The sequence below is a fragment of the Kitasatospora sp. A2-31 genome (genome assembly GCF_022288725.1).
Lineage (GTDB): Bacteria > Actinomycetota > Actinomycetes > Streptomycetales > Streptomycetaceae > Kitasatospora.
This window is the reverse complement of record NZ_JAKNTA010000047.1, coordinates 1-9,884: the sequence shown is the minus strand read 5'-3', so window position 1 is coordinate 9,884 and position 9,884 is coordinate 1. Positions and strand designations below refer to the sequence as shown.

Annotated in this window: 16 protein-coding genes; 6 read left to right on the top strand and 10 right to left on the bottom strand. The window is 68.2% G+C overall.

Features of this window, described 5'->3' with window-relative positions; all coding sequences use genetic code 11:
* Positions 1 to 35: 35 nt before the first annotated feature.
* Positions 36 to 1,106 (bottom strand): alkene reductase, encoded by a 1,071-nt coding sequence (locus MCM47_RS38560; protein ID WP_238951619.1) that lies wholly within the window; start codon positions 1,104 to 1,106, stop codon positions 36 to 38.
* A 222-nt stretch (positions 1,107 to 1,328) separates the two neighbouring features.
* Between MCM47_RS38560 and MCM47_RS38555 the strand changes: the two genes are divergently transcribed.
* Complete coding sequence (locus MCM47_RS38555; protein WP_238951618.1) at positions 1,329 to 1,859, top strand: MarR family winged helix-turn-helix transcriptional regulator; 531 nt, start codon at positions 1,329 to 1,331, stop codon at positions 1,857 to 1,859.
* 35 nt (positions 1,860 to 1,894) lie between these two features.
* Here the strand turns inward: MCM47_RS38555 and MCM47_RS38550 are convergent, their stop codons facing one another.
* On the bottom strand, positions 1,895 to 2,053 hold the full coding sequence (locus tag MCM47_RS38550) for a hypothetical protein (RefSeq protein WP_238951617.1): 159 nt from the start codon (positions 2,051 to 2,053) through the stop codon (positions 1,895 to 1,897).
* Positions 2,054 to 2,453: 400 nt separating this feature from the next.
* Here MCM47_RS38550 and MCM47_RS38545 point away from each other — a divergent pair, with 400 nt between their 5' ends.
* Positions 2,454 to 2,867: a hypothetical protein gene (locus MCM47_RS38545; protein WP_238951616.1), complete on the top strand. Its 414-nt coding sequence runs from the start codon at positions 2,454 to 2,456 to the stop codon at positions 2,865 to 2,867.
* A gap of 37 nt (positions 2,868 to 2,904) precedes the next feature.
* On the opposite strand, the gene MCM47_RS38540 is transcribed toward MCM47_RS38545, so the two are convergent.
* Positions 2,905 to 3,234, bottom strand: a complete 330-nt coding sequence (locus MCM47_RS38540; RefSeq protein ID WP_238951615.1) for a hypothetical protein — start codon at positions 3,232 to 3,234, stop codon at positions 2,905 to 2,907.
* A gap of 115 nt (positions 3,235 to 3,349) precedes the next feature.
* Between MCM47_RS38540 and MCM47_RS38535 the strand changes: the two genes are divergently transcribed.
* Complete coding sequence (locus MCM47_RS38535; RefSeq protein WP_238951614.1) at positions 3,350 to 4,060, top strand: hypothetical protein; 711 nt, start codon at positions 3,350 to 3,352, stop codon at positions 4,058 to 4,060.
* 94 nt (positions 4,061 to 4,154) lie between these two features.
* Here MCM47_RS38535 and MCM47_RS38530 read toward each other — a convergent pair whose 3' ends face one another.
* Both MCM47_RS38530 and MCM47_RS38525 read right to left on the bottom strand, forming a co-directional pair.
* Positions 4,155 to 4,514, bottom strand: a complete 360-nt coding sequence (locus MCM47_RS38530) for a hypothetical protein (protein ID WP_238951613.1) — start codon at positions 4,512 to 4,514, stop codon at positions 4,155 to 4,157.
* A gap of 122 nt (positions 4,515 to 4,636) precedes the next feature.
* Positions 4,637 to 5,419, bottom strand: a complete 783-nt coding sequence (locus MCM47_RS38525; RefSeq protein WP_238951612.1) for a hypothetical protein — start codon at positions 5,417 to 5,419, stop codon at positions 4,637 to 4,639.
* 52 nt (positions 5,420 to 5,471) lie between these two features.
* On the opposite strand from MCM47_RS38525, the gene MCM47_RS38520 reads away from it, so the two are divergent.
* Both MCM47_RS38520 and MCM47_RS38515 read left to right on the top strand, forming a co-directional pair.
* Positions 5,472 to 5,885 (top strand): hypothetical protein, encoded by a 414-nt coding sequence (locus MCM47_RS38520; RefSeq protein WP_238951611.1) that lies wholly within the window; start codon positions 5,472 to 5,474, stop codon positions 5,883 to 5,885.
* Between the two features lie 23 nt (positions 5,886 to 5,908).
* Positions 5,909 to 6,298 carry a hypothetical protein gene (locus MCM47_RS38515; RefSeq protein ID WP_238951610.1) on the top strand — a complete coding sequence of 130 codons (390 nt, stop codon included), beginning with the start codon at positions 5,909 to 5,911 and terminating at the stop codon, positions 6,296 to 6,298.
* 88 nt (positions 6,299 to 6,386) lie between these two features.
* Here MCM47_RS38515 and MCM47_RS38510 read toward each other — a convergent pair whose 3' ends face one another.
* The 4 genes from MCM47_RS38510 to MCM47_RS38495 all read right to left on the bottom strand — a co-directional run bounded on the left by MCM47_RS38510 (position 6,387) and on the right by MCM47_RS38495 (position 8,886).
* The gene (locus MCM47_RS38510; RefSeq protein WP_238951609.1) at positions 6,387 to 7,022 is read right to left on the bottom strand and encodes a Fic family protein; all 636 of its coding nucleotides are present in this window, start codon (positions 7,020 to 7,022) and stop codon (positions 6,387 to 6,389) included.
* On the bottom strand, positions 7,009 to 7,731 hold the full coding sequence (locus MCM47_RS38505; RefSeq protein WP_238951608.1) for a hypothetical protein: 723 nt from the start codon (positions 7,729 to 7,731) through the stop codon (positions 7,009 to 7,011). The genes MCM47_RS38510 and MCM47_RS38505 overlap by 14 nt, the downstream gene beginning before the upstream one ends.
* Before the next feature lie 139 nt (positions 7,732 to 7,870).
* Positions 7,871 to 8,395 (bottom strand): Tn3 family transposase, encoded by a 525-nt coding sequence (locus tag MCM47_RS38500; RefSeq protein ID WP_238951607.1) that lies wholly within the window; start codon positions 8,393 to 8,395, stop codon positions 7,871 to 7,873.
* On the bottom strand, positions 8,368 to 8,886 hold the full coding sequence (locus MCM47_RS38495) for a GntR family transcriptional regulator (protein ID WP_238950983.1): 519 nt from the start codon (positions 8,884 to 8,886) through the stop codon (positions 8,368 to 8,370). The genes MCM47_RS38500 and MCM47_RS38495 overlap by 28 nt, the downstream gene beginning before the upstream one ends.
* A 47-nt stretch (positions 8,887 to 8,933) precedes the next feature.
* Between MCM47_RS38495 and MCM47_RS38490 the strand changes: the two genes are divergently transcribed.
* Entirely contained in the window at positions 8,934 to 9,092 is a 159-nt protein-coding gene (locus MCM47_RS38490; protein ID WP_238950981.1) for a metallophosphoesterase, read from the top strand.
* A gap of 413 nt (positions 9,093 to 9,505) precedes the next feature.
* Here MCM47_RS38490 and MCM47_RS38485 read toward each other — a convergent pair.
* On the bottom strand, positions 9,506 to 9,884 hold a 379-nt coding region (locus tag MCM47_RS38485), incomplete at its 5' end, for an SPASM domain-containing protein (RefSeq protein WP_238951606.1).

Genomic DNA, 9,884 nt, shown 5'->3' with positions numbered 1-9,884 from the left:
GTGCGGCCGTGAAAGCGGCCACACAGGTCCGCCGGTCAGTCGCTGAGGGCGGGGTAGTCGGTGTAGCCACGGTGGTCGCCGCCGTAGAAGGTGGCCGTGTCCGGAGTGTTGAACGGGCCGCTGGCGGCCAGGCGGGCCGGCAGGTCGGGGTTGGCGAGGAACAGGGCGCCGTAGGCGACCATGTCCGTCGTCCCGTCCTCGACCAGCTTCAGCGCCTCGGGGCCGGTGACCTCGGGGTACGTGAAGGGGTTGAGGACAAACGTGCCGGGCCAGGCCTTGCGCAGCCGGGCGGTCAGGTCGCGGTCCGGGCCCTCCAGCAGGTGTAGGTAGGCCAGGTCCAGGCTGGCGATCCGCTCGAGCAGCGCCTCGTAGACCTCGCCTGGCTGGTCCTCGGCGATGTCGTTGTAAGGGTTCCCGGGCGAGATCCGCAGACCGACCCGGTCACTACCGATCGCTTCCGTTATGGCCGTGACGACCTCGACGGCGAAGCGGATCCGGCCCTCGACCCCGCCGCCCCAGCCGTCCGTGCGCAGGTTGGTGTTCGGGGCGAGGAACTGGTGGACCAGGTAGCCGTTGGCGCCGTGGATCTCCACGCCGTCGAACCCGGCCTCGATGGCGTGGAGGGCCGCGGTGGCGAAGTCGGCGATCGTCTGCCGGATCTCCGCCTCATTCAGTTCCTTCGGCGTCACGTACTCCTTCGGGCCCTCGTGGGTGAAGACCTGGCCCTTGGCGGCCACCGCCGAGGGCGCCACCGGGACCAGGCCGTCGGGCAGCAGGCTGGGGTGGCCGATCCGGCCGGTGTGCATCAGCTGCGCGAAGATCACGCCGCCCTCGGCGTGTACGGCGTCGGTCACGCTCCGCCACGCCGCCACCTGGCTGGCCGTGTGCAGGCCGGGGGTGTCCGGGTAGCCCTGGCCGACCGGCGAGGGCTGGATCCCCTCGGTGATGATCAGCCCGGCACTGGCGCGCTGCGCGTAGTACTCCGCCATCAGAGAGGTCGGCTCCGCACCCGGGCCGTAGGCACGGCTGCGGGTCATCGGCGCCATGGCGATACGGCTGGCCAGGCGGCGGCCGCCGAGAACGATCGGATCGAAAGCAGTGGTCATGATCTCTTCCCTCGTGAGGAGTGGTGGGCGGTGGCCCCGACACATCCAAACGTAACAGATGCCTGTCCGGACAAGTAAATGTCTGCGAGTCGCTTGCCGCCCTTCATCTGGCGCAGACGGTGTGTGCTGGACAGGGAAGTTGTGAACTGAAGGCAGGTGTTCCCTAGGAAGGGCGGTTGCGTGCGCTAGCATTAGCTGCCTGACCAGGAAAGTGAGGGAGAGATGACACAGTCCACCCCGGCGGCCGGGAAGGACCGGGCGGGAGCGGGGCAGGAGGTGAGCGTCCCGGTGCCGGCCGCTGCCAGTGGCGGGCCCATCAGTCACGCGATCTTCCGTCTCGCGCGCCTGCACCGCATGTTCGCCGGGCAGCTTCTGCGTCGCATCGGCCTGCACCCGGGCCAGGAACTGGTGATGATGCATCTGTGGGAACTCGGCCCCCAGCGCCAGACCGACCTGGTGCGGCTCATGGACTCCGACGCCGCCACCATGACCCGGACCGTCCAGCGCTTGGAGCAGGCCGGCTTCGTCCGCCGCCGCCCCTCGCCCACCGACAAGCGCGCGTCCCTCATCGAACCCACCGCGGCCAGCCACGCCCTACGGCGTGAGGTTGAGCAGAGCTGGAGCCAGCTCGAGGACCTCGTCACCGCAGGTCTCTCGGCCGATGAGCGCACCGCGGCCCTGAGCACCCTGGAGCGCCTGGAACAGAATCTCGTCCAGGCCGCCGCCGACCCCACCTGCGCAACCGAGGGCTAGCTGCTTCTTCTGCACCTGATCGGCGTTACAGCACGTCAGAGTCGGTTGAGCAGCACCGCACCCCCGTCACCTGACGGGCAGCGAGCCTTCCTTCCCGCAGTGGACACCCGTGCGTATCCGATGCGGATCTCGGTACGGACGGCGGGCTCGGCGACCAGGAGTTCGAACTGGGCGTCTTCAAATGGCGTGCTCACGCCCGGAATCCTGTCAGAAAACGGTGGTCGGGGGTTGTTGAACCATCAGGGCGACGGTTTGTTGAAGCCTGGCGGAAGGTCGGTGCCCTCGCCCGAACGCTTCAGCGTCGGCGGCGGTTGATGTCCCGTCGCATGCTTCTTTGTCGCTGTCTCGGTTCCCATTGCCTGGATCGAGCCGGGTCTCAGGTCTGATTGCCGCATGGGTCGAGCCGCGAGGGCAGAGGTCTCAGGTGATGTTGTCGGCCGGCCCGCTTCGTCTCACTCGGTCTTGTCGGCGATCAAGGTTCGTCTCAACTCTGGTTGTCGGCATGCCCGCGAGTGTGCAGACCAGGTACGGATGAACATGCTGAGGGAGCTGGGGTCCTGACGGCCGCCCCTATCTGTTCGAGATGATGAGGTGGTGGATCTCCGTTACTTCAATCAGACCGGCTGGATCGCGATCTTCAGCGGCACCGAGACTGAGATCGGTCGCATGATGCGTGTGGAGGGCTGGGACCAGGCCACCGGAACGGCGCTGGTGGTTGACCGGAAGCGAGGAGCCCTGCGTCGGGTGACGGACTATGAGGACTTCTCCCATCTGGAGCCGGCTGACCAGGTCGTTGCCGCGGTGTCCGGCGGAGGATGGCGGGCTCACTGGACGGATCAGGGCCCCGGCGGAACCCCGCTGACCGAGCAGGTCCTCGCGTGGCTGATCACGTCGAACGGGCGGGCAACGGCTATCACGGTCGACACGTATGGCCATGTCGAGGATGCCGACAGCGCCGACGCCTTCATCCCGCCGGGCGAGGAGCTTGGGCCGCAGACGAGATCGTGATGGTGAAGCTGGCCGCGCCTGACGGATCCGACAACTACTACTCGCGTCGAGCATTGTCGATCTCGGCTGCCATCAAGACCATCTCATGCAGGTGGGCGAAGTACTTGGCCGCGTACTCGTCGTCGCCGATGGACGGAAGGATCTGTCCTAGGACAACGATTCGTGTCTGCAGTATGCCTCGGCGCCGGTCATTCAATGGGCCGCTCAAGGCTGAGGAGACACAGCCGGCGAGCATCGAGTCCATCATCACCATGCACTGACCATCAGGCTCTCGCTGGTAGAAGCCGGAAGGGAACCCCAGGGCCCTGAACTCGTCCCAGAGTCGTGACAGCTGAGCCAGCCTCGTTTCCGTCATGGTCGTGATCATGCCTTACGGTCAGGCGCCGAGGGAACGCGTCTTGCACCCCCGCGGGTCGCAGATCGGCCCGTGCTCCGCCATCGGCGGGACCGGTGTCCTGGCGCCCACCCGCTACCGTCCTCGTATGGAACGGGCCGACACTCTCAGCAAGCTCGCCGCGAGCGGATCTGACACCACCCCGCAGCGACTCACCGAACTCGCCGCCGAGCTCGACATGCCGGTGGCCGACCTTCTCGTGGTCGCGGGCCGCCCGGTGCCGGCGGAACTGCTTCCTCCGGAGCGCGACGCCAAGGTCATGAGGCAGTTCGCCTACCGCGTCAGCCACTGCGACCACCTGCAACTGGCCTCGTTGGAGGGCTTCGTCCGCTCACTGCCGTGCGCCGCCGTCCAGGCGCCCTTCGTACAGCCGACTTCGCCGGACCACCGCCCCGCCGAGACCGGTTTTGCCGCGGTGCTCAATGGGTTGGTCCGCAATCGGGGCTTCGGCATTCGCGAGCTGCCGTTCATGGGGCTGTCCCTCAGCACGCTGTTCGGGATGGCTTCGCGATCGGAGCCGAGTCCGCACCGGCGGTACCAGCTCTGTGCCGTGGCCGGTCCACTGGGCTGGCGCCTGCCCGATCTGTTCGCGGTCGCCGATGAGCCGTACTCGGAGGAACTCCGGCCGGTGCAGCTCTGCCGCCACGTTGGGCGGCTGTTCGTGGCTGCCGTCCCCTTGACCACCGCCCAGTTGATCGAGACCACCGAGGAGGCGAACCGGCTGAGCGCGCGTGAGAACCACGGCGCGTGGCAGCCCGTCTCGGAGGGCTTCGTCGCGGAGTGCCCGGACTTCCCCTGACAGCCAGGGCCTACTTGCCGAGGCTTGGCGCTCCCGGCGTTGAACGGTGTCCTGCGACAGTGTTCCTTCGTGTGCAATCGAACATTGGTCGCCGTTACCAGACGACGATCCCACCGCCCTCGGCCTTGGCTCGCAGTGCGGCGGCAACGATGTTGTCGAAGCGCTTGGTGACGTAGTCAGCGTCGTAACCGCATTGTCCGGCGAAGTGGTTGAGGTACGGGCGGATGGCCTCACACTCGGTGAGGAAGTCGTCGATCTCGTCCCGTTCTACGTAGAGGTCTTCGCCGTCGAGTCGCGGGAAGAAGCGGGAGCCCAGGGACCGGATCGCCATGGAGCCCCAAAGCCGGGTTCGGGTGCTCTCGAAACCGGCCAGCGTGTCGCCGTACTCGGGGTCCTCCAGAAAGTCGCGACCGCCGGCGGCGTCGTAGACAAAGGTGTGTACGAGGAGACTCATGGGCCGATTCTCCTGATCGCGGCCATGCCACGTCGAACGCATTGATGCTCGAAGCATCTGGTCCCCCTCATGGGCGGTTTGAGCCGGTTCTTGGTGCTCGGAGGTGTCCGTCCGTGGCCTCCTCAGAGCGGGGCCCAGTGGCGGGCCGCGAGCGCCAGAGGTGATCGGTGGATGTCGGGGTGATGAAGCCAGCGGAGTTCGTCGTCGCGTTCGTCGATGAGGAGTTGGTGCGGCGGCGGGAGCCGTTGTCGTCGTGCTGGACGTCGCGGTTCGAGCGGGCTCGACCGGTACGCGCGGTGAGGTCGTACTCCGGCCAGGGATCGGTGACCCGGGACAACTGGTGCGCGACCACTGGCGGTCAGCTGTCCTGCGAGTCGCAGTTGGAGCGGCACCACGCGATGCTGCTGGACCTCGACCCGGAGGTCACCGGGCTTGCCGCGCAACCGTTCCGGCTGTTCTCCGCCCCGCCCAACGGTTCCCCGCGCAAGCTCGCGACCCGTTTCGCGCACTTCCTTGATCGGCCGCTGAAGTCGCGGCACAACGAGATGGACATCGCCGACGCGGTCTGCGAGACCCTGATCGATGCGAAGTGCGACCTGGTGCTGGTCGACGAGATCCACAACATCAACATGGCCACGTCCTCCGGCAAGGACCTGTCCGACCATCTGAAGCACTTCGCGGAGCACATCCCCGCCACGTTCGTCTATGCCGGCATCAACGTCGAGCGCGAGGGCCTGTTCACCGGAGTCCGTGGCAAGCAGATCGCCGCCCACTGCGTGCTCCAGCACACCGGCGACTTCGCCTACCAGGCCGAATGGCGCGCGATGGTCGCCACGATGGAGCAGGCCCTGCGGCTGCACCGGCACGAGCCCGGGGCGCTGGCACGGCTGGCCCGATACCTGCACGCCCGGACCGGCGGAAGTATCCCCTGCGTCGACTTCTTGACATCATCTGGGCATGACCCCGACCCTTCCCCGCACCGTCCGAGCCGTCGACACCGCTCAGCTCCTGGACCTGGCCCAGGAGGCTGCCATGCACGGCTTCAGCCAGCGGCTCCCGGTCGACTGGCTCCAAGAACACCTCGCCGCAGAGGCGACGCACTATCTGTTCCCCACACTCGTGCAGCGGCTCGGGCACCGTCCCGAAGTGCCGCTGCAGTGGCGGTGCCAGCAACTGCTGACGGTCAGGACCGGCGAGCAGATCTGGGGTCTACTCGACGTCCTTCCCGACACCTTCGACAAACTCCCGGAGACGTTGGACACGGCGTCCAAGAAGGACATCGTCAGCCGCATCGAGCGAGCCGTGACCCAGCGCGAGTGGGTGGAGCGGATGACGGCGAACGCCGTGCACCCAGCCGACGACGAGTCATGACACGGACCGCCAAAGGTATACACATGAAGCAGCTCTCGGAGATGAGCGAACGCGAGTACTTCGCTTGCGTCGGCCAACGTCCCGGCATGTTCGTCGGCAAGACCTCGTTCCACTTGCTGACCGCCTTCTTGACCGGATACGACCAGCACGCCATCCGCCACGGCGGACATGGGCTCATCGGCTGGCGCGAGTGGCTCGTCACCCGCCGGGGCTGCGAGTGCAATCACGCCTGGCCCGGCCAGGTCCTGCACATAGCCCTCCCCGACGGCTGGGACGACATCTCAAACTTGCCGCCCGAGGACGAGAAGCACGCGATCAACGTCCTGTTCCAGCTCCTCGACGACTTCACCGCCGAGCGCGAGGCACTTCAGGGCGATCAGGCCACCAGTCAGGTCAGCGACAACCGAACCTGAGACACCCGGCGGCAAACCCGCCTGAGCGACAACGAGAAGTGAGACCAGCCAGGCTGCCCGGTCTCACATCCCGTTGCATCAGCCCAGTTCAGGCACCATGCCACCGGCAAAGATCAAATGAGACGGGACAGTTGAGCACCCCGATGAGAGTGGCAAGGTCGGTGGCACCGGCGGGGTCATCCGCGTAGCGGGTGGTCTGGAGGGGGTCGACCTCAGGAGGGACGATGTCCTCCCGCGCCAGGACATAGACCAAGGTCAACAGTGCGGCGCGGGCATTGCCATCGGCGAAGGGGTGGAAGAACGCCACGTCGAGGTAGGCGCGGGCCGCGCGGGCCGCCAGCGGGATGTCCGGGTCGGTCGTCTCGTTCAGGCAGGAATCGAAGTAGGCCTGCGTGTGAGGGGTCAGACCGTAGCGCTCGCGGCCGGCCTTCGCATAGGCGTCGCTCACGCGGAACGGTGCCCCTGTTGCAGCGAGGACTTCGCGTTGCCAACGGGCCAGCAGGGCGAAGTTCAGCGGGGTCTGGCGTGCGGCGTCCTCCCGGGCCAGGGTGTGCGCGGCGAGCAGACGCTCAGCGCGAATCGGGTCGCGCCGACGCACCGGTCCCTCGCACCAGGACCGGAACCCGTCGCGGCCGGCCGGGACCCGTTGCAGAGCCGGTGAATGCCGCCAGTCGACCTCGCGGCGCACGCGCAGCCAGACCGAGAGGCTGTCAGTAGCGGTCATGGAGCTTCTCCAGCGCTTCCCACTCGCGGTGGTCCCGGTACGGGGCGTGGCCGGTAAGGCCGACGGCGAGGTCCTCGCCGACGGATTCGATCAGCGTCCGTTCCGGGGTGACCCAGCTCTTGAACCGGCCGCCGATCGCGTTCTCCACCGCTTGCGCGGCTTCGGCCTGGTCCATGCCGGTGCTCTGGAGGAACCAGCCCAGGACGATCGAGGTCTGGCCGCGCCAGGCGTTGTCCGCGCCCGAGTCCATGGTGTGAGTCACGAGCCGGACGCAGGCCCGTTCCAGGTGCCAGCTGCGGTCCTCGGGCGAGGCGTCCGGCGGCGGCGCCAGCTCGGCGAAGCGCTGGGCCGTCCGCTCCAGCCACTCCCGCCACTCCAGCAGCGCGGCCACGGCCCGGTCCGCGGTCTCGTTAGGGGTCGTCACCGAGCTCGGCCCGCCGGTCCAGTTGCCGACAGGCCCGCTGTCGTAGTGGTACCAGTTCCATCCCCAGGCCCAGGTGCCGTATCGCTGCCGGATGATCGCGTCCACCTGGCTCTCGCACCAGCGTTCTCCCTGCCACCAGCCGGCCATACCGGAGAGCACGGGTGGCACCCACTCGCGGACCAGCGAGCGGAGGTGCTCCTCCTCGTCCTCGTCCCAGGCGAACGAGTGGCGGGCAGGGTCGGACTCTTCCCAGTCCCGAATGCCCTTGTAGGTGATGGGGGGCACGCGGTTGTCGGGGAAGGGCAGGGTGTCACGGTTGTACGTCAGGGCTGGCCACTCTTCCTGTCCGATGTGAACGACCGATCAGTCTCGGCTCAATGCCCGTGGGAACGCTAACGGTTTTCGGACCGCGTCGGCTTGTCCGTCATGCCGCTGCCGCCTTCTCGTCGCCGCCGAGCACGCTGAAGTCGACGGCCAGGCGGGCGTCGTAGGCGTCGGGAGTGAGGTTGAGTTCGTGGGTGGAGTACTCGCCGAACCGCTTGATGTGCTCGGTCAGGTACGGGGAGACCTGGGCGAGGTCGAGTGGGTCGACCGGGCGCCCCTCGGCCTGCAGCTCGCGGACCACGTCGGCGATGTCCAGGGTGTTGTGGAAGATCACCAGGTTGGCCAGCAGGGAGGTGAACTTCACGTCCTTCTCCTGCTCGACCGGGTCGTTCGCCGCGACCGTGCCGTTCTGGCCGAAGCGCACCCGCGGGCGGGCGCCTCCCGCGTCGACGGTGAGCGCCGACGTGGTGAGCCCGACGCGCCGGACCACCTCGCGGTAGGTGTTGTGGCCGGGGTCCTCCATGGCGACGGTGGTGACGCCCTCCGCCGCCGGGACGCGGCCCAGCAGGCCGACCGACTGGTAGAAGCCGGTGGTGATCACGACTTGTTCGGGGGTGGTGAGCACGCCCCGGGTCCGGCCGACGTAGTCGGCGAGCGCGGCCCGCAGGCGGGGTGACCCTGGGGGTCCCCGGCGCCGAAGGTCCGGGCGGGGGCGGTGACCAGGACCCGGCGGGCCGCCTGGAGCCAGGCCCGCGTGGGGAACGCGCTGAGGTCGGGAAGCCCGGGCCGCAGGTCATGACAGACCGACGCCGGGGCGGTGACCGGGGCGGCGGGCACGGGATCGCCGACCGGTACCTCGGCGACACGTGTGCCCGAGGCGGGACGCACCGTCAGATAGCCCTCCTCTGCGAGCTGGTCGTAGGCGGCGGTCACGGTGCCCCGCGCGAACCCCAGCTCTCCGGCCAGCGTGCGGGTGGACGGCAGCCGGCTGCCGAGCAGCAGCCGCCCCGACCGGATCGCCTCCCGCAGAGTCGCCTCCAGCCCTGACCGCCGTCCCCTGGCGGCGGCGATCTCGACGTGGAGGTCGAACCCGGAACTGGACCGATTCCTCGACATGGAGTTGGATCTTACAGATGGTCCAGTTGCCGCCTAGGCTCGCGGATATGATCGTGACGGCCCACCTCGGCGACACCCATCTCGACGGCGAGCAGCGCAGCGCCGACCGCACCAGGGCGGTCATGGACTACCTGAACGCCATGCCCTACGACCTCGACGCCGTCGTGGCGACCGGTGACGTCGCGGACCACGGCCTGCCCTGTTGAGTACGAGCAGGCCCGCCGGCTGCCGGCGTTCCGGCACCCGGTGCTGGTGTGCCCCCGGGTAACCACGCCGACGCAGCGCCTTTCGTCGGCACCTGCTCGGGGAGGAGGCCTCGACGGCGGCCGTCGACCAGGTCCACCGCACGGACAGGTCCACCATCGCCCTGTGCGACTCCTCCGTGCCGGGCAAGGACTGCCCGTCCTGGTCGGCTTCCACCCAGCCCCGCCCTCGCCTTCCACGTCCTCGACGACCGCGGACGCCTGGCGAGCCATCACCGGAACGTCGTCTGACGACCGACACGCACCTCGAACGTAAGGAGCCGCGGCTGGGACGCCCAGGTGATTGAGGGCACCGCCAGTGTGAGCGCACAGTCTGGCGGCCTTCGCTGGTGGCACCGGGCCGCAGGCTTGTCCGCTCAACTGGCGAGGCTTGCCCGCGAGGCGCGGGTGACCTCGTCGTACCAGTTCGCGAAGGCGGGTCCGTGCTTACCTGACAGGTCGGTGTGAACCCTCCGGCACAGGTCGCGGAAGGGGACCGGGTCCCAGTTGCGGGCCTGGGCGGACAGCGGTGCCTCGTGAAGGTTGCCGAGGGCGAACTGGCGGTCGAACCCGTAGGCGAAGGGCACGACCGTTCCGTCCGTCTCGACCACGAGCGGTGACAGCCAGGAGCTGAGCCGCTCGACCGGCCCGTCCCCCTGAGCGTCACCCTCGTCACCACTGTCGCCGAGGAGAAAGCGGTCGGCCTGGGAGATGAGGTTCCCGCGTTCCACCAGGTCGAGCTGGATGACGAGGTCC